Origin of the sequence: Nocardia macrotermitis (genome assembly GCF_009604405.1) — a bacterium.
Classification (GTDB): Bacteria; Actinomycetota; Actinomycetes; order Mycobacteriales; family Mycobacteriaceae; genus Nocardia; species Nocardia macrotermitis.
Genome location: NZ_WEGK01000015.1, coordinates 120,445 through 141,511, shown reverse-complemented (window position 1 = coordinate 141,511; position 21,067 = coordinate 120,445). Strand labels below are relative to the sequence as shown.

Below are 21,067 nucleotides of genomic sequence, written 5' to 3'. Positions count from 1 at the left end.
CCGGCACGCGCGGGCCGCGCGGTCGCCGGGTTCGATGGAGGACAAGGCGATTCGATGAGGGTCCAGGCAGAATTCCGGCGGCGCAGCGTGCTCGTGGGCGCGGTGCTCGGCGCGGTGGCGGTGGTCGCCGGTGCGTGCGGCGGTGGTGACGGCGGCGACAACGAGGTCCGCTCGGTGAACGGGCAGACCTACGATCTCTCGCCGCAGCAGGCGGGCCGGATCCACACCGGCAAGGTGGATTCGATCGCCGCGCGGGTGCCCGCCGCGATTCGTGAACGCGGCACGCTGATCGTCACCGGAGCCGCGGAAACCGGTGCGCCACTGCGCTTCTACGCCACCGACGACCGCACCGTGATCGGCTCGGAGGTCGACTTCGCCGCGCTGATCGCGGATATCCTCGGGCTGAAACTCGATGTGCGAGCGGCGGATTGGGCGCAGAACTTCGTCGCCATCGATTCCGGCGCGGTGGACGCGTTCATCTCCAACGTCACCGTGACCGAGGAACGCAAGGAGAAGTACGACTTCGCCACCTATCGCAAGGACAACCTCGCACTCGAGGTCGCCGACGATGCGAACTGGACCTACAAGGACCGTAAATCGTTGTCGGGCAAGCGGATCGGCGTCGGCAGCGGCACCAATCAGGAACAGCTGCTGGTGCAGTGGGATCGGCAGAACGTGGCCGAGGGCCTGCCGAAGATCGATATCGCCTACTACCAGAAGACCGCGGACTACTACCTGGCGCTGGCCTCACACCGTCTCGACGGTTTCCTGGGCCCGAATCCCGCGCTGGCGTATCACGTCGCGACCAGCGGCAAGGCGAAGATCGTCGCCACCTTCTCCGGCGCGGGCGACGCCTTGCAGGCCGAGATCGCGGTGCTCACCAAGAAGGACAACGGCCTGATCGGCCCGGTGCACGAGGCGTGGCGGTACGCGATGGCGCAGGGGCTGTACCGCAAGGTGCTGGACCGCTGGGGTCTGGGCGCCGAAGCGGTGCGGGAGAGCCGGATCAATCCGCCCGGACTGCCGAAGAAGGCCGCGTGAGCAGGCCCGGCGGTTCGACGACCCACCCACCGCACTCGTTTCGGAGATCCACGATGACACGTCTGCTCGCCTCCCTCGGTGCGCTCACCGCCGTGCTCACGCTCGCGGCCTGCGGCTCCGGCACGCCCACCAGTGTCGACGCCGGTCCGCCGCGTCCGGGCGGAACCCTGCGCTACGGCCTCTCGCTCGCGCCGACCTGCTCGGATCCGGCGCAGTCCGCGACCAACCAAACCCTGTATGTCACAAGGCAAATCGTGGATTCGCTGACCGATCAGGATCCGGCGACCGGCGCGATCACCCCGTGGCTGGCGCGGAGTTGGCAGGTGAGCCCGGACGCCACCACGTTCACCTTCCAGCTGCGGCCCGGCGTCACCTTCAGCGACGGCACCGCCCTGACCGCGACCTCCGTGCAGAAGAACTTCGACGCCATCGTGCACACCCTGACCGGGGCCAAGGCGATCCTGGCGGCGAGCTATCTGGCCGGATACGCCGGAACCGACGTGCTCGATCCGCTCACCGCCCGGGTGCGGTTCGACCGCCCCAACGCCCAGTTCCTGCAGGCGACATCCACACCGCAGCTGGGCATTCTGGCCGATGCTACGACCGCCGAACCCGCCGACCGCCGCTGCCTGGGCAACGACATCGGCAGCGGGCCGTTCACCTACGCCGACTACCGGCAGGGCGCGTCCGCGACGCTGGCCAAGCGTGCCGGATACACCTGGGGTTCAAAGGTTTTCGGTCATCAGGGCGCGGCGTATCTGGACCGGATCGAGTTCACCGTCATCCCGGAGTCCGGGGTGCGCACCGGCAGTCTGTCCTCGGGACAACTCGACGTGGTCAGCGACGCGCTGCCGCAGGACGCCGCGCAGATCGAGGCGTCCGGCGGGCGGTTGCAGATCACGCCGAATCCCGGTGTGACCTTCGGTATCCAGCCGAATCTGACGCGCGGTCCGCTGCGCGACGCCGCGGTGCGCGCCGCACTGCTGCCCGCGATCAACCGCAAGGAACTGGTCGATACCGTGCTGGGCCCGCAGTTCAAGACCGCGACCAGTGTGCTGGCCTCGAAAACCCCTGGGTACGTGGATCTTTCGAAACGTCTCGGCTATGCCCCCGATACCGCGAAATCGTTGCTGGACAAGGCGGGCTGGGTGCCGGGCGGTGACGGCATCCGGGTCAAGGACGGCGTGCGACTGTCCTTCGGCGTGCTGTTCAGCCACGCCTTCGCCGGAAATCAGGCCATCCTCGAACTGGTACAGCAGCAGCTGCGCACCGTCGGGGTGGATCTGCGCCTCGAGCCCGCCGCCGACGCGGAATACACCGCGCGCCAGAGCCGCAAGGATTACGACGCGGTCTACTACAACAGCACCCGCGCCGACGGCGACATCCTGCGCACCGCATTCGGCTTGGACGGCCAGAACTACAATGTGCGCCAACCGATTCCGGACCTGGACCAGGTGCTCTCGGGCGAGTTGCAGACGACCGACACCGCCGCGCGATCCGCGCTCGTCGGCCGCGCGCAACAGCTGATCCTGGACAACGGACTGTGGATACCGACCATCGAGTTGTCCCAGACGATCGGGGTCTCGGCCGTGGTGTCGGATCTGAAATTCGAGGCGTCGGCGCGGTTGCAGTTCTTCGACACCTGGCTGCACCGGTGAGCGTCAGCCGCGTCGTCCCCGGGCCCGCGGCGCGTGCCAGTGGTAGCGCAGCGCCAGCACCCGCAGCACGACCGCACCCGCCGACGCCGCCGCGCCCGTCCAGGCGGTGAGCGCCCCGAAACGCAGCAGCGCGGCGGCCGCACTCGCGCCGAGCAGCGCCGGTAGCGCGTAGATCTCCTGATCCGGCCGCAGCACGCTGGGCTGCACACCGGCCAGCACATCGCGGATGAGTCCGCCGCCGACCGCGGTGAGCACGCCCAGCAGCGCCGAGGGGACCGTGGCCAGCCCGTGCTGATAGGCGGTGACCGTACCGGTCACGCTGAACACGCCCAGGCCGATCGCGTCGGCGAGATCCAGCGGGGTGGCGACCAGACGTCGCGGCGGCCGCCACAGGAAGATGATCGCCGCGGCCAGGATCGGCAGGCCCAGATACCACGGATCGGTCAGCGCGACCGGCGGCACCGCCCCGATCACCACGTCGCGCACCACGCCGCCGCCGAACGCCGTCGCGCACGCCAGCACCGCGATGCCGACCATGTCGTAGTTCTTGCGCACCGCCAGCAGCGCGCCGGACACCCCGAAGGCGAAGACGCCGAGCAGGTCCGCGGCCCGCTGCACATTCTCGGCCGTGGTGTTCAGCGCGATCATCGAATCCCCTCGGTTCGGTCACCGGTCAACTCCGGGCTATCGCAGAATAGTAGGCCGGATCCGGTGGCCTGTCGGGGAGAGCGTCAGCGCTTGCGGTGGGTGTGCAGGCCCGGACGCGAGCGCGCGGACTTGTTGCGGTACATGGCCGTATCGACGGTGTGCATGAGATCGTCGATATCGTGCGGTGGTTCGCCGACCAGTGCGGTACCGATCGACGCGCCCGCCGAGATGGTATGTCCCGCAACGACTATCGGGTCGGACAGGGCCGCCAGCAGCCGGCGGGACAGGACGTTCAGCGTGCTCTCGTCCCGGCAGTCGCGCAGCAGCACGATGAATTCGTCACCGCCCAGGCGCGCCGCGATCCCGTCGGGTTCGACGACCTCCCGCAACCGATCGGCCACCACCTGCAACACGCGGTCGCCGACGGTGTGCCCGTACAGATCGTTGATCTCCTTGAAGCCGTCCAGATCCAGATAGCACAGGCCGATCGGCGGCTGCGTGTCGGCGAGCCGGTCGAAGAACAGCGTGCGATTGGCCAGGCCGGTCAGATGGTCGTGATGCGCGTCGTACCAGAGCCGATCCGACAGCGCCTTGCGTTCGGTGATGTCCACCGCGACGCCGATCAGGAAACGGATCTGCCCGTTCTCCTCGCGGACCGCCGACATGGACAGGTCGATCGCGGTGTGATGCCCGCCCGGATGGGTGTATCCGGTCTCCAACCGGAAACGGTCGATCCCGCCCTCGAGCAGCTGCTGGAACTGCCCGTAGGCGGGCCCGAGATTGGTCGGGCCGAGCACGTCGGCGACCCGCAGCGCGGTGATGTCCGCGGCCGGCCTGCCGAACATCTCGGCCATCGCGGCATTGACGTCCACGACCCGTCCGGTGCTCACGTCGATGGTGCCGATGCCGACCGACGCGCCCGCGAAGATGGCCGAGAACCGCGCCTCGGACAGCTGCCGCTGCGCCTGCGCCTCCCGCACCGCCGACAGCGCCGCGCCGAGGGTCGTCTCCTGTTCGGCCAGGGCCGCCGCGCGCAGGGCCGCGGTGAATCCGGCGGAGAATTCCGCGGCCACATCGATCGCGCGTTCCCGCACCGGTTCCGGATCGGGCCGCACCCCGTCCCGCGGCGTCTCGACGACCGCCCGGACCATGTCCCGGCAGATCACCGACACCGTCCGGCTGACCGCGGATTCGTCCCGATAGTTGGCCGCGACCAGCGCCGAGGCGGCGATCCGCGCGGAATCCGGGCCGCGCTCCCCGCGCAACGCGGCCAGCAGTTGTTCGCAGAGTCCGGCGAGCAGGGCCTCGATCTGGGTTCGAGTCAGGGTGGGGGCGACGACGCCGTCGAGCGCGTCCGCCCATCGCACCGCGAGCTCGTGCGCACCCACCTGAGCACCCCTGTCCGAAATCGCCCCCCGATCAGACCTTACGGCCCACCCCGGCCAGTCCGAGCGAGCGCCCCGGCGTCTCGTGCAGGTCCCGATCGGACTCCGGACGCCACAGCGGTAGTTCGACCACGCCGGGTTCGACCGGCTCCCAACCGTCGAACATGGCGGTGATGCTCGCGCGGTCACGGAATCGGATACCGGTGTGGGACTGGTTCGCCGACAGGTCGCCGAGCCGGGCCGCGGCGGCGGGACGCTGGGCCGAACTCAGATGCGAGATCGCCACGTGGCTACCGGTCGGCACCGCCGCGCGCAGTTCGCCGACCAACTCGCGCGGGCCCTCGTGGTCCTGCACCAGATGCAGGACCGCGATCAGCAGTATCGCGACCGGCTGGTCGAAGTCGATCAGTCCGCTCTCGGCCGCGCGGGCCAGCAGATCCGCCGGCTTGCGCAGGTCGGCCTCGAGCGCGTCGGCGTGGTCGTTGCCGATCAGGATGGTGCGCGAATGCGCGACCGCGACCGGATCGATATCGATGTACAGCACGCGATTGCGCGGATCGATCTGCTGGGCCACCTCGTGCACGTTGCCCGCGGTCGGAATGCCCGAGCCGACGTCGAGGAACTGGTGGATACCGGCCTCGGACAGATAGCGGACCGCCCGGCGCAGGAAGGCGCGATTGCTCAGCGCCAGCCGCGGCAGGTCTGGTACCAGCTGTTTCGCCATCTCGGCGGCCTTGCGATCGATCTCGAAATTGTGTGAGCCGCCCAGCAGCGCGTCGTACATGCGCGCCGGGCTCGCCTTCGTCATGTCGACACCGTCGGGCGCCCATGTCGGCCTGTCCACTCGCAACCCCTCACGTCTTCGCGATCCGCGTACTCACACGGCGGATCGTCCGGCACGCGATCACCCCGGACGCGTGCATGTGCATGCTAACCGTGTCGTGTGGGTCGGAGCTGTGAACCGTGAAGTCGTACCGCGCCGGGCACGATCACACCAGGTTGATCGAGTCCAGGACGCGGGTGCCCAGCTCGGTGTCCCCGGTCACCGCGACCGCGCAGGCGCGCCACGGCACCCGCCGGGTGCTCCACTGCGGGAATTCCAGGGACATCGCGGCGATGTGGGCCGCGGCCCCTGCGGCCCGGCCCGGCCGCACGCGCAGCCGTCCGCCGCGCGGTTCGAGTCGCCAGGTGCCGCCGCCGGGACCGGTGAGGGTCATCGCGACCGGGACGTCCAGCCAGCTCAGCGCCTCCCGGTGCGAATGTTCCAGCAGGGTGGTCAGCCAGCGCAGGATCGAGGTCATGCGGCGCGCGTCGGTGGGCGGGGTGGGGCGGTTCAGCGCCGGGGCGATGTCGTGGCGCACGTGGGTGTGCCATTCGAAGACCAGCATGGCGGGGGTGAGTTCGAGTGGGTACCAGCCCAATTCGCCGTAGGGGATGCGGATCGCGCCGAGTCCGGGGATGGTCAGCACGGTCAGGGCGGTGATGCCGCGCCGGCTCCAGGTCTCGAATTCGCCGGGGAGCTGTCTGGTTGTGTGCGAACGTTTTTCGTCGACGAGGCGTTCGTTGGTGCGCTCCACGTCGCGGGTGGTCATGTAGGCGGCGGCGGTCGGGGTGAGGATCGCGCGCAGCACGGCGGTCATGTGGATGAGCACGTCGGCGACCGACCAGCCGGCGGCGGCGCTGGGGGCGGAGAGGTCCGCGGGAGTCAGGTCGCGGCAGAAGTCGAGGACGACCTGTCGCTCGTCGTGCAACGCGGGCAGATGCGGCGAACTCATCGCACCACCCCACCGGTCGCCGGACTCCTCATGGAGTCCGGACATTACCCGGTTACGGCTCGGCTGTCCGCGCCGATGAGGAATACCTGAAGATTGCTGGGCGGCAAGGGATGGGTGCGGGAAGGGGCGGGTGGAGGTGGTGCCCGGTGTCGCGAGTTGTGCGCAGCCCCTACGATTCTCCTGGTCGGTCGAGTTCGGTAGGGGAGGTCGGAGGTGGCGGTGCGGTTGCCGCAGTGGAGTTTTGCCCGAATGTTGCCAATTGTCGAAGCGGTAACCGGAGGTATCCGGCGATGTGGACTTGTCGGTGCCATGGGGCATGCTCTTGGCACGCAGACGTCAACGAACCCGCCCGGAGTGCACCATGTCATCGCGTCGAACGAAGCCGCAGCCGTTGTCCGACACTGAAATTCGGCAGATCGCCGCGGACCTCGCCGCGGATCGCCCACCGATGGTGTGGTTCACCTCGGAGGCGGTCGGCGTGCCCGAGGGTAGATCGGGCAAGGTACTCGCCCTCGGTGATCCCGCCGACGGCGATTTCCTCCAGGTGCGGCCCACCGGTTCCAAGGATGTGCTGTCGTTCTCGCCCACCGAAGTGACGCTGACCAAACCGGCCCGGCGCACCGCGCCCGCGACCGTCGCGAAACCCAGGAAGGACACCCCAGTGAGCATGCCGTCGTCCGTCACCCCGTCGCCGCAGCCGCCGAGCCCGGCCCCGGAGAGTCCGGCCCCCGCGCAACCGGCCCCGGCCGCGTCGAAGCCCGCGCCCGCCAAGCCCGCTGCACCCGAGTCCGACGAGAGCGTCAAGACCGCCGCCAAGCAGCCCGCCCGCCCCGCCAAGGCCGCCCCCGCCCGCAAGGCCAAGCCCGCGGAGGTCACCGTGACGTTGTCGGGTACCGCCGAGGGGGAGTGGACCGTCGACGTCGTCAACGGCAAGAAGCGCACCGTCCGCGGCCTCACGGTCGCGGGCTCCTCGGTGGCCCAGGCCGCCAAACTCCTGCACCCCGAGGTCGCCGAGGTCGTCGACTCCGTCCTGGAGTCGGTGCGCAATTCCCAGCGCGTCAAGGTCGAACAACTCCAGTCCGAACTCGAGCAGGCCCGCCGCCTCCTCGACGAACTCTCGGGCTAGAACCGCGCGCCGCCGTCGGGGCGCGGGGTCCCCGCTCCGACTCGGCGTGCCGTGGACACGTGCGGCCGCTATCCAGGGGGATGCGGCCGGCACCGTTCGGACCGAACGGTGGGTTCGCAAGCGGCGCAAGGCTTTCGCCGCTGTCGCCGGGTGGGGTGTGGCGGCTGGTTACGGGGTGGGGCCGGGTGAGCCGAGGTGGGCGAGGATCGCCCACTGTTTGGCGCGGCGACGCAGGATGAACAGTTCGCCGGTCGGGGTGGTGGGGGCGGTTTCCTGCGTGGGGGTCACGGTGGTGGTGACGAAGACGACGTCGCCGCCGGAGGCGATGTCGTGGACGCGGCGGCGCAGGGGTGGGCGCGCGGTGGCGCAGACCTGGCGGTAGTGGGGGCCGATGTCGGTGCCGAAGGCGGCGGTGTCGTCGCCGGGGTAGCACGCACCGAATTCCGCGAACGTGGCTGTGACCGCGGCGCTGTCGCCGCTGGCCAGCGCGGTGTCGTAACGGTCCAGCACGGCCTTCACCTGTGCGGTCAGCAGTGGGGGGAGGGGTGCGTCGGTCAAAGCAGAACTCCTCGGGTACGGCGTCCGTGTGACGCGTATCGCTACGAATACGAACACTATGCATCACAACACTCGACGTAGCAACTGTTCGCGTGCGTAATATATCCGTATGGAGTTTTGCGGGGTGTATTGTCCGAGTGCGAAATCGACGAAGGAGACGTGGGCATGGAGGTCACAGCGTTGAGCACCGACGAGGAAAGTGCGTGGCGGTCCTACCTGCGTTCGCACGCCCTGCTCACCCGCACGCTCGACGCCGAACTGCGCGCCGAACACGGCATGACGCTGCTGACCTACGACGCGCTGGTGCAGCTGTCCGAGGCCCCCGGCCAGGCGATGTACATGCGTAATCTGGCCGCCGCCCTGCTCTACAGCGCCAGCGGCCTGACCCGCATCGTCGACGGCCTGGAAAAGGCCGGTTACGCCGAACGCCGCATCGACCCCGCCAACCGCCGCGCGACCTTGGTAACGCTCACACCCGAGGGCATGCAGGCCCTCCGAGCCGCCTGGCCCACCCACGTCCGCGGCGTCCGCGGCCACTTCGCCCGCTACCTCGGCGACGGCGAAGCCCCGGTCCTGCACCGCGTCCTCGCCGCCGTCGCCGAAGACCTGGAAACCACGCCAGCCTGACGCCGATACCGCGATTCGGTCCCGCCGATACCGTGGTTCGGCCGACACGCGGTGATCCGGCCGCCTGTCGCCACGTTCAATCAGTGCCGCTGCGAACTACCTGGTGACCTGGTGGCCGGGATCCGACTGTCGTTCGCCGCGATTCGGCCCGGCGGTGCTGCGAGCCGCCCGCAGGTGTGCGCGATCCGGCAGGCTGTGGCCGCGTCCGGCTGCCGCGGTTGTGTCCTTGCTCGAGCGGTATCGGTTACTCGGTATCGCCTCGGCTAGACGGCGGTCTCGCGGGATTCGCGGGACTTGCGACCGTCGCGACGCCAGACGCGGCGGGATTCCGGGTGGCCGTGGTGCCGCATCTCGTCGTGGAAGACGTAGCCGAGGGTGTATTCCTTGGCGTGGTACATGGCCGAATCCGCTTCGCGCAGTAGGTCGTACACCGAGGTCTCGGCGGTGGCAGGCTGCGGCGGGGTCGGCGCCGCGACCTCTTCCCGGTGATCGGGGTCGGTCGTCTCGACGGGGCAGGTTGCCTCGACAGGGGCGGATTCCGGCGACCGCCCGGTGCGGCCGCGGATCTCGTGCACCGAACCGGCCGGTCGGGTGGAGCCGACGGCGATGCCGATACTGGCCGTGATCGAGACCGCGCCGACGCTGAGTTCGAAGGGATTGCCGAACGCGGCGATCAGACGTTCGGCGAGGGTTGCGGTATCGGAGCGGTTCGCGCAGGTCAGCACGACGAACTCGTCGCCGCCGTAGCGGGCGGCCACATCGTCGTGCCGGATGACGCGCCGGATCCGGGCCGCGGCATTGGCGATCAGTTCGTCCCCGATGGCGTGGCCGTAGTTGTCGTTGACGGATTTGAAACCGTCCAGATCGATGAACAGCAGGCACAGCGTGCGCCCGGCCCAGCGCTCGTGATTGCGGGCGGGTGCGCGCAGCAGCGCCGAGCGGTTCAGCAGGCCGGTGAGCATGTCGTGGTCGGCCTGGTACTGCGCCCGCCGTTCGCTGCGGGCACTGCGCCCGATCGCGCGCTCACTGCGCGCCAGCACGCCGATCAACAGCCCGGCCAACAGCGTGGAGATCACCACCCGATCCACCACGCCGGACCGATGCCCCATGGTCGGCACCAGCGAGGCCACCACCAGCGCGACCGCGATACAACTGGCCCGCTGCCGCGACTGCTCGGGCCGGACGCGCTGCTGCTGCCCGATGGTGACCATGGTCGGATGCAGCGCCGCCAACCCGACCAACAGGTACGCGCCCAGCAACGGAATCAACAGGATCTGGAACGGCGGATGGATCGATCCGGCCGCCACCAGGTTGTAGCCGAAATCGGCGATCAGGATCGCGAGCAGACTCGTATGCACAAGGCGCAGTGAGGTTTCCGAGCGCATCCCGGTGACCACCGAATGCGTGACCACGGTCAGCAGCAGCGCGTCGATGATCGGGTAGCAGGCCGCGATCACCGCGCTGGCACCGTGGCCGCTGCTCAGGATCGGCGAGATCAGGAACGTCCAGGAGGCCAGCAGCGCGCCCAGGCCGATCAGCCCGGAGTCAAGCAGCAGATCGTTGCCGCCGCCGTGCACGCGGCGCGGCGCGAGCCACAGCAGCGCGGCGAGCAGCACCCCGGCGTATCCGGACAGCGTGAACATGTCGTCGAACAGGTAGTTCTCGTCGGGGATGAGATCGCGCAGCGTGATCCCGAAACCGAACAGCACCGCCGACCCGGCCAGCAGATACCACGGCATCGGGGCGGGCGGGCGATGTCGGTGCACGCCGACGGCGATCATCGCGACGGTCAGGACCACGACCGTCGCGAGTACGGCGGTGACGACCGCCTCGGCGGCGGTGAGCAGGGGCAGCGCGATCACGGCCGCGGCGATCATCGGCACGAATGCGCGCCACAGTGGCCCGGCCAGATGCCGGAGGTCGACCGTGTGCTGTTCGCTGAGCATCATCAGTCCCCCTTGTCCGCTCCGTCCCCGATGAACCGTGCCGCGTAGTAAGTCTGTGAATCCTCCACCGCGATATCGACCGTGGCCCGCTCCCCGATCGCCGTTCGCAGGGCGTCGGCGAACGAGAAGTGAGAGTTGTTGTACGAGCAGATGTCCCAGCCGACGGCCGCGCGCTCCGCCGCCAATATTCGGACGACTGATTCGATCATGACATGAAATGCGGCCCCTTGTCGCGCGCCGGGGGCGACCAATGTGAACCCCGCATAGTAGATGGCGTCACGCTCGGCGTGTTGCGGGAAACGCGCCGCGAAATATTCGGGGCTGATCCAGGGCACCGTCTCCAGATGACGAGTCAACGTGGTCAGGCCGATCGGCTCGCCGTCGGGTGCACGGGCAACGTGTTTCTGTATTCGCGGATCGGTCATCTCCTGATGGAATTCGCCGGGATGCAGAACCTGCCGTGCGATCGCCCGAGTGCGTAATGGACCGAATGCTTCTTCGTAGAGCAATTGGAAACGTTCGATCTGCGGATCCGGAATTGTGCGCTCCACGCTGACCCGGATACCTCCGGCCGCGGAAGTCGCGGTATGTGTCGATCTTTCCGGTTCCGCGGGTTGGGTCACGGTTGATTCCATCCCGCCGTGTGATAGGCCGCCAATGCCAGGGTGCAGGTCGGGCGGCCGTCGGAGGTGGCCGCGACCGTGCTGGTGCACACGGGTCCGAAGACCCCGGCGCGCGCGGCGGTCATCTCGGTCAGGCTCAGGTGGATGAGTTCGTCGACCTCCCTGGCGGTTTCGGCCTCGTGCTCGACGAACAGGCCCGCGCCGGAGCCGTCGTCGCGGACGGTCCAGCCGATGCCGGCGGCTGCGCTCGCCCCCGCGGTGTCGGCGAACTCCACTGCGTAGACGCAGTACAGCCGATCGCCCCAGACGATGGGCTTGCGCACGCGGCGGGTCCGCTCGATCGTCGCGTGCGGCGGGATCACCGACGACAGGCGGATCAGATTCGCTTCTCCCACACCGAGTTCGCGCAGCGCGGCGTCGAATGCGGAGATCCTCGTCGACCCCACTCCGACCGCCGCGCCGACCTCGATGGTCAGCGCGGCGGGGCGGGGTGGGGTGGCACTTCCGGTACCGAACGTGCCGTGTTGTCTGTGGGTGATGAGCATCCTGTGATCCTTCCCCCGGGGACCCCAGTGTTGCATTTTGAAGGGTGATCTTGCGGCAAAACTCCTTTGAACTGAAAAACATCGTTTCATATCGGACAGGCATCACTCCCGGTCGTGCGGACACGGATCGGCAGCGCGGTGGATAGCTCCATGTGAACGCTAACGGCCCGCTAAGATCCGGACACGACCAAGTGGTCGAAGGATGATCCACCGAACAGGAGAGCCGCATGCCACCCGCTGCCGCGCCACCAGGAATTGTCGAATCGGTGCTGGCAGGGGGCCCGGCACACGATGTACTGGCCGAGGGCGCCAGCCTGCGCCTGGACGCTTCGCCGGTCGACTACGTCCTCGTCGCGATCTATTTCGTCTTCGTGCTCGGCATCGGCTTGTTGGCCCGCCAGCGCGTGTCCTCGAGCATCGATTTCTTCCTGTCCGGGCGCTCGCTGCCCGCCTGGGTGACCGGTCTGGCGTTCATCTCGGCGAACCTGGGCGCGGTCGAGATCATGGGCATGTCCGCCAACGGCGCGCAGTACGGCATGCCGACCATGCACTACTACTGGATCGGCGCGATCCCGGCCATGCTGTTCCTGGGCGTGGTCATGATGCCGTTCTACTACGGCTCCAAGGTGCGCAGCGTGCCGGAGTTCATGCGTCGGCGCTTCGGCACCGGGGCGCATCTGGTCAACGCGCTGAGCTTCGCGATCGCCCAGGTGCTCATCGCGGGTGTGAACCTGTATCTGCTCGGTTCGATCGTGAACGTGCTGCTGGGCTGGCCGCTGTGGGTGTCGATCATCGTCGCCGCGGCGATCGTGCTGTCCTACATCACGCTCGGTGGTCTGTCCGCCGCGATCTACAACGAGGTGTTGCAGTTCTTCGTCATCGTGGCCGCGCTGCTGCCGTTGACGCTGGTGGGTCTGCATCGCGTCGGCGGCTGGAGTGGGTTGACGGACAAGGTGTCCGGGCTGAAGGACGGTTCGCAGGAGATCCATTCCTGGCCCGGTAACGAACTCAGCGGTTTCTCCAACAACTTCCTGTCGGTGATCGGCATCGTGTTCGGTCTGGGCTTCGTGCTCTCGTTCGGTTACTGGACGACGAACTTCGTCGAGGTGCAGCGCGCGCTGGCCACGCACTCCATCTCCGCGGCCCGGCGCACCCCGATCATCGGCGCGTTCCCGAAGATGTTCATTCCGTTGATCGTGGTCATCCCCGGCATGGTGAGCGCTCTCATCGTGCCGCAGATCGCGGAATACAAGGCGACCGGTAAGGGCGATGTCAAGTACAACGACGCGTTGTTGTACCTGATGAAAGATATTCTCCCGAACGGACTTCTGGGCGTCGCGCTGGCCGGTCTGCTGGCCGCGTTCATGGCGGGTATGGCCGCCAATATCTCCGCGTTCAACACGGTGTTCAGTTTCGACCTGTGGCAGCAGTACGTGAAGAAGGACCGACCGGACGGTTATTACCTGAACGTCGGGCGCTGGGCGACCGTGGGCGCCACCGTGGTCGCGGTGTTCACCGCGTTCATCGCCGGGAACTTCTCGAACATCATGGATTATCTCCAGACGCTGTTCTCGTTCTTCAACGCGCCGCTGTTCGCGACGTTCATCGTCGGTATGTTCTGGAAGCGGATGACCGCGACGGCCGGTTGGGTCGGTCTGGTGTTCGGCACGTTGTCCGCGATTTTCATCTTCATCCTGAGCGAGACCGGGGTGATCAACCTGTCCGGTCAGGGCTCGAGCTTCCTGGCCGCCGGTGTGGCCTTCGTGGTCGATGTGGTGCTCAGCGTCGTGGTCAGCCTGGTGACCGCGCCCAAGCCCGATGCCGAACTGGTCGGGCTGGTGTACTCGGAGACACCCAAGTCCCTGCTCAACGATCCCGATGCCGACTCGCTGCCCTGGTACCAGCGTCCGGTGCTGCTCGCGGGCATCGGTCTGGTCCTGGTCATCATCTTGAACATCGTCATCGGATAGGAAGTGACGCAATGCTTTTCGATATTCGCACCATCGTCGGCGGGCTCCTGGGCATCTACGGCGTCATCCTGATCGTCGTCGGCGCGGTCGATCACAGCGCCGCGGATCTGCAACGCAGTGGCGGCTGGAACACCAACCTGTGGACCGGGATCGTCATGGCGGTGCTGGCCGCGGGGTTCCTGATCTGGGTCCGGCTGCGGCCGACCCAGGTGCCGCAGCACACCGAATCCGGCGGTCCCGCAGAGTAACTCGGGCGAACACGCGGTAACCACCCGATCGGCCGCGGCGGTGCACGATGCCGCCGCGGCCGAGTCGTGTCCGGGCGCCCCCACCCTCCGCCGCGGCCGAGTCGACTTCACCGACCTCCCCATCCCACCCGAAACCCGCGTATACCTCTGCGGCCCACTACCTTTCATGCTCGGCATCCGAGACGCCCTCCTCGACCGCAACGTCCCCGCCGACCACATCCACTACGAAGTCTTCGGCCCCGAAACCTGCGCCACCACGTAACCGCGATCCGCACAACCTTGAACTGTCACCGCTCTTATTAAAGGTTATGGCGTAACCTTTAATAAGGAGGTGGCATGTCCAAGCTTGTGCGACATCACTGGGTTGGCAATCTGGACGGTAGTGGCATATCGCGCAGGGATCGTGGTTCCGGGCCGTACCAGGTCTACCTACCCGACAGGCTGGGTAATCGCGAGATCACCATGTCCGGTGATGTCGCAGCCGACGTGGTGGACGCGGAGACGGCGATTACACGCCTGGATTCGGAAGCTCGGGCGCTGGTGGAGACCGAAGCGCTGTCGCGGCTGTTGCTGCGCGCCGAGGCCATCGCATCGTCGCGTATAGAAGGGCTCGAGGTTGGTGCGCGACGTTTGTTGCGCGCCGACGCCGCGCGCGAGTTGGAAGGTGAGTCCTCGGATGTGACAGCAGTCGAGGTGCTGGCGAATATCGACGCGATGGCCGTTGCCGTCGATTCGGTCGGTCCGGGTGACCCCATTACCGAGCGGACTTTGTGCGAGGTGCATCGGCGATTGCTCGCCGGGACCAGGCTGGTCGAGCACGGTGGGCACTACCGGGATGTGCAGAACTGGATCGGTGGGAGTGCGTTCAATCCCTGTGCCGCGGATTTCGTACCTCCGCCGCCGCAGGACGTTCCGGAGTTGATGGGTGACCTCGTTGATTTCTGTAATGGTGATGACCTACCGGCGGTTGCGCAGGCGGCTATCGCCCATGCGCAATTCGAGACGATCCATCCGTTCATTGATGGCAACGGCCGGACCGGACGGGCGCTGATACATATGGTTCTTCGTCGTCGCGGCGTTGCCGCGAGGGTGCTGGTTCCGGTCTCGCTGATCCTGGCGACCTGGGGCGATGCGTACATCGATGGCCTGACCAGTTATCGATATACAGGTGATCCGGATTCACCGGAAGCTGTCGAGGGCATGAATATCTGGATTGCCCGGTTTGCGGCCGCGTGCGCCCGCGCAGTGGCCGACGCGACTGTCTACGAATCGAAAGCCGCTGAGCTACAACGCTCGTGGCGTGAGCGAGTCTCGCCGGTGCGCGCCAACTCGGCCCTCGATGTGCTCATCGGCAAGCTGGTCGGCGCGCCGATCCTTACGGTCACAACCGCGGCCGAATTGATCGGCCGTAGTTTTCCGGCCACGAATTCCGCAGTCGAGCGCCTCGTTGCGGCAGGGATTTTGAAGCAGTTGAGCATCGGCCGCCGCAATCGTGTTTTCGAAGCCCCCGAGGCGATCACGGCCTTCACGGCTTTGGAACGTAGGCTCGCAAGTCCTCGAGGTGATACCCGGGTTTTCGATCCGGAGCGACCGGTGCCGAAGCGGATGCGTTGACGATCCGGACTGTGGGAAGTGCACGCGTGCAACGGTTTCCGGGAGACAAGTGTCGGGTGTTCAGGTGTCGAGGAATTGGGGGGCGAAGATGTCTTCGATGTGGGGGAGGTTCCGGGACAGGCCCTGTTCGTGGTGGTAGCGGAGGTAGGTTTCGAGGGTGGGGCGGTTGGGGGTGATGCCGTAGGGCCAGGGGGTGGGGGCGAATTGGGTTTCGTTGCGTTCGATGAGGGCGTTCATCCAGGGGGTCATGGTTTGGACCTGGTAGAGCCTGCGGTTGCGGTGATAGCGTTCGGCGGCTTCGTCTTTCGCGCGGCAGAAGGCTCGGTAGACCTCGTGGACGAGGTCGGGGGCGGTGTCGAGCAGGGTGCGGTGCACGACGATGGTGTGCATGATCGGGAAGATGCCGGTGCGGCGGTGATAGTCGCGTTCGAGGGGTTCGTAGTCGGGGAACAGGCGGGTGACGTCGGGGGAGTGGTCCAGTGCGCACTGGGGGACGTTCGCCGAGAACAGGGCGTCGATCTCGCCGGATGCCAGCATCGCGTTCAGGGTCGCGTCCAGCGGGGCGGGCGTCACCGAAACGTTCGGCGGATGCGGGTGGGGGATGAAATCGAAAGGGGGCGAAGGGTGTTCGAGGCCGCCGACGATCCAGCGATTCGCGGCGGGGTCGAATCCGTACTCGTCCATCAGGATTCCCTTGGCCCACACGCCCGAATCCTGGCCGTAGGTGCCGAATTCGCCGATGGTGCGGCCGGTGAGGTCTGCCGGGGAGGTGATGCCGCTGTGCGCGTTGACGAAGACGCACGAGTGCCGGAAGACGCGGTTCGGGAAGATCGGCAGCGCGACGTACGGCAGCCCTTCCTCGAGGAGTCGCAGGTAGAAGGTGAGGCCGAGTTCGGCGACGTCGAATTCGTCCTTGCAGACCGCGCGCTGGAAGATCTCCGGCAGCGTGGGCGCGGTCCGCATATCGATCTCGACGCCGTCCAGGCCGACGCTGCCGTCGAACAGCGCCGCGGTGGTGTCGTACACGTAGGTTCCGATGGTGAGGGTCCGGGACATGTCGAATTCCTTTCGAACTCCATTGTCGGCGAGCTGATTTCGATACTTCCCGGTCCGCCCGCGACGCGTCCAACACCCTTTCCGCACATCCGATACCGCGTGGGTATCGTGTGGCGGTGGACCTTCGCTCGCTCCGGTACTTCGTGGCCGTCGCACAGGAGCGTCACATCGGCCGCGCGGCGCGTCGCCTGCACATGACACAGCCGCCGCTGAGTCGCGCGATCCGGGAACTCGAGGACGAACTCGGCGTCACGCTGTTCGAGCGGACCTCGAAGGGTGTCACCCTCACCGCCGCCGGGACGGTGATGTACGAGGAGTCGGTCGCCCTGCTCGAGCGCGCCGACCTGCTGCGCACCCGGGTGAGCGCCGCGGCCGGCGCGGCCGCGCTCACGATCGGCACGCTCGCGGATACGGCCGAACTCGTCGCGGGCACGCTCGTCGCCCGGTTCCGGGAGCGGCACCCGTCGGTCGAGGTGAGCATTCGTGAGGCGGACCTGGCCGATCCGACCGCCGGTCTGCGGGCCGGACTTGTCGACGTGGCGCTGACCCGAACCCCGTTCGAGGACAACGGAATCGGCGTCCGAATCCTGCGCCGGATCCCGGTCGGCGTGGTGTTGCGCGAGGACGATCCACTCGCCGGGCGGGAGTCGGTCTCCGCCGCCGATCTGACCGGACGTCGCTGGGTTCGCTTGCCGGACAACGCCGATCCGGTGTGGGCCGCGTATTGGACGGGCGGCTCGCCCGAGGGTTCCGCACCGATCGTGCGCACCATCCAGGAGTGCTTACAGGCGGTCCTGTGGAACACGACGTGCGCCCTCGCCCCGGCCGATCAGCCGCTCCCCGCCGGTCTCGTCGTCGTCCCGTTTCGCGATCGCCCGCCCAGCCACCTGGTTGTCGCCCACGCCAAGTCCACCCCCGGACCGCTCGTTCGTAGTTTCGTTCAACTCGCGGTGGACAGCTTCCGCTGAGTCGGCGGTAACCGTGACCGGTTCGCCTGCGCCGGTGCCGTGCTGATTCGTGATACCTGACGCCGCCCACCGCACAGCTCAGAGAGTGACCACGACCTTGCCGTGGACGTGGCGGTCGGCCTGTAGCGCCACGGCGTCGCGGATCTTCTCGATCGGGAAGGTCGCGGCGATGGGCACGGTGATTGTTCCGGTTCGGACGGCTTCGGCGATGCGCGTCATGTCGTCCGGGCCCGCGTCGATGCCGCCGGTCGCGCGGACGCCGCCGGGAGGGGTCGGGCCTGCGGCGACAGTGGAGATCCGATCGGGCGAAATGCCCAGTGCGAGAGCGGTTTCGGCGGTCTCGGCGCCGAACAGGTCGGTGGCCGCGGTGATGCCCCCGGGTGCCAGGGCGCGTACTCGGTCGGCGAGTCCGGGGCCGTATGCGACGGGTTCGACCCCGAACCCGTGCAGGAATTCGAACGTGCCTTCCGATGCCGTGCCCAGCACCTCGGCGCCGATGAGCCTGGCGAGTTGGACGGCGAACACGCCCACGCCGCCCGCGGCGCCGCCGATCAGGACGACGTCACCGGATCGCAGGTCGATCGCGTTCAATGCCGCGGCGGCGGTCGAGCCCGCGATCGGCAGCGTGGCGGCCACCTCGTCGCTGACCCCGTCGGGCGTGTGCCAGAGCGACTCGGCGGCCCCCGCGCGCGTGTCGACCACCGCGAAATCGGCGGCCGCCCGGCCCAGCGCGCCGCCGAAGACGCGCTCCCCAACCGTGAAACCCGTTGTATCGCTGCCGATCTCGTCCACCACGCCGGCGAGGTCGTAGCCGAATCCGGACGGCAGGGTGATGCCGAAGCGGGCCGCGGCCTCCGGGCTCGAGGCGATACCCCAGTCCATGGGGTTCAGTCCGGCGGCCGTGACGCGCACGCGCACCTCGCCCGGTCCGGCATGCGGTTCGGGGACCTCTCGCAGCTCCAGTACCTCGGGGCCACCGAACGTTTCGTAGATCACGGCTCGACTCATGAGAACCTCCGTAGACAATAACGGGACTTGGTGCCATCACTATACATCGAGTGACGGGACCAAGTCCCGCTACTATGGTTCCATGGCCCGCTGGCAACCCAACGCACCGGAGCGACTCGCCCTCGCCGCCCTCGAACTGTTCGAGGAGCGAGGCTACGAGAACACGACGGTGATCGGGATCGCCGAGCGCGCCGGACTCACCAAGAGCACCTTCTTCCGACACTTCCCCGACAAGCGGGAGGTGCTGTTCGGCAGCGGCACGATGACCGACCTGCTCGTCGGCGGAATCGCCACCGCCCCACCCGACGTGCCCCCGCTCGAAGTGGTCGCACACGCCCTGGAAGTGATCGGACGAGAAGCCTTCCCGGCGCACCGCCGCGAATTCGCCGCCCGCCGCCGAGCCGTCATCGCCGCTCACCCGGACCTACGAGAACGCGAGGCGCTCAAGGGAATCGGCCTCACCGCCGCCCTGATCGAAGCCCTCGAAAACCGCGGCGTCCCCACCCTCACCGCCCGCGTAACCGCCGAACTCTCCGCCCTCGCCTGGAAGATCGCCTACGAGCGCTGGAGCGCCCCCACCAACACCGACGAGTTCGGCCCCCTCGCCCGCCGCACCCTCACCGAAGTCCGAATCGCAGCGGAATTCCGAGGCTGATTCCGAGCGGTCGGGCCGCGAACGGGGATGGCGGTCCGGTCGGCGGCACGTGACGGGCCACCACGCGAAAAATTGCGGCGGATGTGAGATCGGCCGGGTCCTGGTCAGGGCCGAATGTTCAGGTAGAGCGGCTGCCCGCTGGCGATCTGCTGTACGACGAGCGGCAGGAGCCTGTGCTCGGCGGCGAGTACGCGCGCGGCCAGAGTGTCGACCGTGTCGTCGGCGAGGACGGGGACCTCGACCTGGGCGATCACTTCGCCGGTGTCTTATTCGTCGTCGACGAGGTGGACCGACGCACCGCTGACGGCGGCCTCGGCATCGAGAACGGCCTGGTGAACATGGGTGCCGAACATGCCGGGGCCACCGAAGAGCGGTAAGAGCGCGGGGTGCACATTGATGATTCGGGGCGCGTACTCCCTGCGGGTCCGCCGGCCGAGCTTCTTCATGTAGCCGGCCGTGACGACGAGTTCGACCGAATGCTCGATCAACAGGGCGCGGATGGCGTCATCGAGCCGGTCGGGATCGGGATGGGTCCTACCCGACAGATGTGCGCTCGGGATGCGGTTCTCGCGCGCGTACGCCAAGCCGGGTGATCCGCTGTTATTGCTGATCACGGCGACTATTTCGTACTGCGCGTCGGGCCCGAGCGATGCCTGGTGCAACGCGCGGAGGTTCGAGCCGTTGTGTGAGACGAGGACACCGACGCGGAGCTTGGGCATGGCCGGTAGTCTCCCACGATTTCGGCGGTGCCTTGCTGTCAGAATGTGAAAGCGTACACTTACGTTCGTGTCCGCTTTCAGAGATGTGGATCTGGGTATTCTGGGTGATCCGATGCGGCAGGCGATTTTCGAGCGGGTGGCTCGGCGGCCGTCGTCGGTGGGGGAGTTGGCGGAGTCGTTGCCGATCACCCGGCAAGCGGTGTCGCAGCATCTGCGGGTGTTGCGGGACGGCGGGTTGGTGGTGGCCACGCCACAGGGCACGCGGCGCATCTATCGCGTCGATCCGGCGGGGCTCGCCGCGATTCAGGCGTATTTCCAACGGATTTGGGACGACGCGCTCACCGGTTTCCAGAAGGCCGCCGATGCGGCGGTCGCCGATCCCGAACAGGAGAGTTCCGCATGAGCACATCCGCTGTTCCGTTGTTGCAGGGCTCGGCGAGCGTCGCCATGCCCGTCGACCGGGCGTTCGCGTTCTTCACCGAATCGTTCGGAAGTTGGTGGCCCGCGGCGTATCACATCGGGCAGTCCGAGATGGCCGACGCGATTCTGGAGCCGCGCGTCGGCGGGCGCTGGTACGAGCGGGGCGTGGACGGTGTCGAATGCGATTGGGGCCGGGTGCTGGTGTGGGAGCCGCCGTATCGTCTGGTGGTGACCTGGCAGATCAACGGCCACTGGCAGTTCGACCCCGATCCCGCGCACGCCAGCGAGGTCGAGATCCGTTTCGCCGCAGACGATTACGGGACAGCGGTGACGTTGGAACATCGTCACCTGGATCGGCTCGTCGCGGGTGCGGATCTCGCGCGGACCATCACCGAACAGGGTGGCGGTTGGAGCACGCTGTTGCGGCTCTTCGCGACGAACGCCGAAAGTGCTTCCGTGGGAGGCGATCCCGCGTGA

At 67.6% G+C, this 21,067-nt stretch carries 21 protein-coding genes and 1 pseudogene; 11 read left to right on the top strand and 11 right to left on the bottom strand.

Translation table 11 applies throughout. The features are described 5' to 3' along the window. Positions 1 to 54: 54 nt before the first annotated feature. Positions 55 to 1,041: a transporter substrate-binding domain-containing protein gene (locus tag NRB20_RS29435; protein WP_153414662.1), complete on the top strand. Its 987-nt coding sequence runs from the start codon at positions 55 to 57 to the stop codon at positions 1,039 to 1,041. Between the two features lie 53 nt (positions 1,042 to 1,094). Then, positions 1,095 to 2,699, top strand: coding sequence for an ABC transporter substrate-binding protein (locus NRB20_RS29430; RefSeq protein WP_153414661.1), 1,605 nt, complete (start codon positions 1,095 to 1,097; stop codon positions 2,697 to 2,699). A gap of 3 nt (positions 2,700 to 2,702) precedes the next feature. On the opposite strand, the gene NRB20_RS29425 is transcribed toward NRB20_RS29430, so the two are convergent. From NRB20_RS29425 to NRB20_RS29410, 4 genes are all read right to left on the bottom strand, one after another. Beyond that, the gene (locus tag NRB20_RS29425; RefSeq protein WP_153414660.1) at positions 2,703 to 3,347 is read right to left on the bottom strand and encodes a trimeric intracellular cation channel family protein; all 645 of its coding nucleotides are present in this window, start codon (positions 3,345 to 3,347) and stop codon (positions 2,703 to 2,705) included. Positions 3,348 to 3,430: 83 nt separating this feature from the next. After that, positions 3,431 to 4,735: a sensor domain-containing diguanylate cyclase gene (locus NRB20_RS29420; RefSeq protein ID WP_319945549.1), complete on the bottom strand. Its 1,305-nt coding sequence runs from the start codon at positions 4,733 to 4,735 to the stop codon at positions 3,431 to 3,433. A gap of 31 nt (positions 4,736 to 4,766) precedes the next feature. Beyond that, positions 4,767 to 5,576: an SAM-dependent methyltransferase gene (locus NRB20_RS29415; RefSeq protein ID WP_319945548.1), complete on the bottom strand. Its 810-nt coding sequence runs from the start codon at positions 5,574 to 5,576 to the stop codon at positions 4,767 to 4,769. A 145-nt stretch (positions 5,577 to 5,721) separates the two neighbouring features. Continuing rightward, on the bottom strand, positions 5,722 to 6,507 hold the full coding sequence (locus NRB20_RS29410; RefSeq protein WP_194290044.1) for a DinB family protein: 786 nt from the start codon (positions 6,505 to 6,507) through the stop codon (positions 5,722 to 5,724). Positions 6,508 to 6,868: 361 nt separating this feature from the next. Between NRB20_RS29410 and NRB20_RS29405 the strand changes: the two genes are divergently transcribed. Then, positions 6,869 to 7,633, top strand: a complete 765-nt coding sequence (locus tag NRB20_RS29405; protein WP_153414657.1) for a DUF6319 family protein — start codon at positions 6,869 to 6,871, stop codon at positions 7,631 to 7,633. Positions 7,634 to 7,801: 168 nt separating this feature from the next. On the opposite strand, the gene NRB20_RS29400 is transcribed toward NRB20_RS29405, so the two are convergent. Then, complete coding sequence (locus NRB20_RS29400) at positions 7,802 to 8,191, bottom strand: nuclear transport factor 2 family protein (RefSeq protein ID WP_153414656.1); 390 nt, start codon at positions 8,189 to 8,191, stop codon at positions 7,802 to 7,804. Between the two features lie 165 nt (positions 8,192 to 8,356). Between NRB20_RS29400 and NRB20_RS29395 the strand changes: the two genes are divergently transcribed. Continuing rightward, positions 8,357 to 8,818 carry a MarR family winged helix-turn-helix transcriptional regulator gene (locus NRB20_RS29395; protein ID WP_153414655.1) on the top strand — a complete coding sequence of 154 codons (462 nt, stop codon included), beginning with the start codon at positions 8,357 to 8,359 and terminating at the stop codon, positions 8,816 to 8,818. A gap of 263 nt (positions 8,819 to 9,081) precedes the next feature. Here NRB20_RS29395 and NRB20_RS29385 read toward each other — a convergent pair whose 3' ends face one another. Genes NRB20_RS29385 through NRB20_RS29375 form a run of 3 tightly spaced genes read right to left on the bottom strand, consistent with a single transcriptional unit; the run spans position 9,082 to position 11,932 of the window. Next, entirely contained in the window at positions 9,082 to 10,767 is a 1,686-nt protein-coding gene (locus NRB20_RS29385; protein WP_227833980.1) for a GGDEF domain-containing protein, read from the bottom strand. Then, positions 10,767 to 11,387 (bottom strand): hypothetical protein, encoded by a 621-nt coding sequence (locus tag NRB20_RS29380; protein ID WP_227833979.1) that lies wholly within the window; start codon positions 11,385 to 11,387, stop codon positions 10,767 to 10,769. Before NRB20_RS29380 ends, NRB20_RS29385 begins: the two co-directional genes overlap by 1 nt. Next, complete coding sequence (locus NRB20_RS29375) at positions 11,384 to 11,932, bottom strand: pyruvoyl-dependent arginine decarboxylase (RefSeq protein WP_153414653.1); 549 nt, start codon at positions 11,930 to 11,932, stop codon at positions 11,384 to 11,386. Before NRB20_RS29375 ends, NRB20_RS29380 begins: the two co-directional genes overlap by 4 nt. A 227-nt stretch (positions 11,933 to 12,159) precedes the next feature. Here NRB20_RS29375 and NRB20_RS29370 point away from each other — a divergent pair, with 227 nt between their 5' ends. The 3 genes from NRB20_RS29370 to NRB20_RS29360 all read left to right on the top strand — a co-directional run bounded on the left by NRB20_RS29370 (position 12,160) and on the right by NRB20_RS29360 (position 15,764). Further along, positions 12,160 to 13,902, top strand: a complete 1,743-nt coding sequence (locus NRB20_RS29370) for a sodium:solute symporter family protein (RefSeq protein ID WP_153414652.1) — start codon at positions 12,160 to 12,162, stop codon at positions 13,900 to 13,902. A gap of 11 nt (positions 13,903 to 13,913) precedes the next feature. Further along, complete coding sequence (locus NRB20_RS29365) at positions 13,914 to 14,150, top strand: hypothetical protein (RefSeq protein WP_153414651.1); 237 nt, start codon at positions 13,914 to 13,916, stop codon at positions 14,148 to 14,150. Between the two features lie 336 nt (positions 14,151 to 14,486). Then, complete coding sequence (locus NRB20_RS29360) at positions 14,487 to 15,764, top strand: Fic family protein (protein WP_153414650.1); 1,278 nt, start codon at positions 14,487 to 14,489, stop codon at positions 15,762 to 15,764. Positions 15,765 to 15,824: 60 nt separating this feature from the next. Here the strand turns inward: NRB20_RS29360 and NRB20_RS29355 are convergent, their stop codons facing one another. Next, positions 15,825 to 16,820, bottom strand: coding sequence for a substrate-binding domain-containing protein (locus NRB20_RS29355; protein ID WP_153414649.1), 996 nt, complete (start codon positions 16,818 to 16,820; stop codon positions 15,825 to 15,827). A 116-nt stretch (positions 16,821 to 16,936) separates the two neighbouring features. Between NRB20_RS29355 and NRB20_RS29350 the strand changes: the two genes are divergently transcribed. Further along, positions 16,937 to 17,788 (top strand): LysR family transcriptional regulator, encoded by an 852-nt coding sequence (locus NRB20_RS29350; protein ID WP_319945547.1) that lies wholly within the window; start codon positions 16,937 to 16,939, stop codon positions 17,786 to 17,788. Positions 17,789 to 17,866: 78 nt separating this feature from the next. On the opposite strand, the gene NRB20_RS29345 is transcribed toward NRB20_RS29350, so the two are convergent. Further along, entirely contained in the window at positions 17,867 to 18,796 is a 930-nt protein-coding gene (locus tag NRB20_RS29345; protein WP_153414648.1) for an NADP-dependent oxidoreductase, read from the bottom strand. Between the two features lie 82 nt (positions 18,797 to 18,878). On the opposite strand from NRB20_RS29345, the gene NRB20_RS29340 reads away from it, so the two are divergent. Continuing rightward, a complete protein-coding gene (locus NRB20_RS29340; RefSeq protein ID WP_153414647.1) occupies positions 18,879 to 19,451 on the top strand; it encodes a TetR/AcrR family transcriptional regulator in 573 nt (190 codons plus the stop codon). Positions 19,452 to 19,555: 104 nt separating this feature from the next. Here the strand turns inward: NRB20_RS29340 and purN are convergent. Continuing rightward, a pseudogene (gene purN, locus NRB20_RS29335) lies at positions 19,556 to 20,170 on the bottom strand (phosphoribosylglycinamide formyltransferase). 67 nt (positions 20,171 to 20,237) lie between these two features. Here purN and NRB20_RS29330 point away from each other — a divergent pair. Beyond that, a complete protein-coding gene (locus tag NRB20_RS29330; RefSeq protein WP_319945546.1) occupies positions 20,238 to 20,573 on the top strand; it encodes an ArsR/SmtB family transcription factor in 336 nt (111 codons plus the stop codon). Continuing rightward, positions 20,570 to 21,067 carry an SRPBCC family protein gene (locus NRB20_RS29325; protein ID WP_153414646.1) on the top strand — a complete coding sequence of 166 codons (498 nt, stop codon included), beginning with the start codon at positions 20,570 to 20,572 and terminating at the stop codon, positions 21,065 to 21,067. The genes NRB20_RS29330 and NRB20_RS29325 overlap by 4 nt, the downstream gene beginning before the upstream one ends.

Coding starts and splice junctions, on each gene's coding strand:
- NRB20_RS29435 (WP_153414662.1), top strand. CDS start 55: ATGAGGGTCCAGGCAGAATTCCGGCGGCGCAGCGTGCTCGTGGGCGCG.
- NRB20_RS29370 (WP_153414652.1), top strand. CDS start 12,160: ATGCCACCCGCTGCCGCGCCACCAGGAATTGTCGAATCGGTGCTGGCA.
- NRB20_RS29405 (WP_153414657.1), top strand. CDS start 6,869: ATGTCATCGCGTCGAACGAAGCCGCAGCCGTTGTCCGACACTGAAATT.
- NRB20_RS29365 (WP_153414651.1), top strand. CDS start 13,914: ATGCTTTTCGATATTCGCACCATCGTCGGCGGGCTCCTGGGCATCTAC.
- NRB20_RS29385 (WP_227833980.1), bottom strand. CDS start 10,767: ATGATGCTCAGCGAACAGCACACGGTCGACCTCCGGCATCTGGCCGGG.
- NRB20_RS29375 (WP_153414653.1), bottom strand. CDS start 11,932: ATGCTCATCACCCACAGACAACACGGCACGTTCGGTACCGGAAGTGCC.
- NRB20_RS29425 (WP_153414660.1), bottom strand. CDS start 3,347: ATGATCGCGCTGAACACCACGGCCGAGAATGTGCAGCGGGCCGCGGAC.
- NRB20_RS29430 (WP_153414661.1), top strand. CDS start 1,095: ATGACACGTCTGCTCGCCTCCCTCGGTGCGCTCACCGCCGTGCTCACG.
- NRB20_RS29345 (WP_153414648.1), bottom strand. CDS start 18,796: ATGAGTCGAGCCGTGATCTACGAAACGTTCGGTGGCCCCGAGGTACTG.
- NRB20_RS29410 (WP_194290044.1), bottom strand. CDS start 6,507: ATGAGTTCGCCGCATCTGCCCGCGTTGCACGACGAGCGACAGGTCGTC.
- NRB20_RS29355 (WP_153414649.1), bottom strand. CDS start 16,820: ATGTCCCGGACCCTCACCATCGGAACCTACGTGTACGACACCACCGCG.
- NRB20_RS29340 (WP_153414647.1), top strand. CDS start 18,879: ATGGCCCGCTGGCAACCCAACGCACCGGAGCGACTCGCCCTCGCCGCC.
- NRB20_RS29360 (WP_153414650.1), top strand. CDS start 14,487: ATGTCCAAGCTTGTGCGACATCACTGGGTTGGCAATCTGGACGGTAGT.
- NRB20_RS29325 (WP_153414646.1), top strand. CDS start 20,570: ATGAGCACATCCGCTGTTCCGTTGTTGCAGGGCTCGGCGAGCGTCGCC.
- NRB20_RS29395 (WP_153414655.1), top strand. CDS start 8,357: ATGGAGGTCACAGCGTTGAGCACCGACGAGGAAAGTGCGTGGCGGTCC.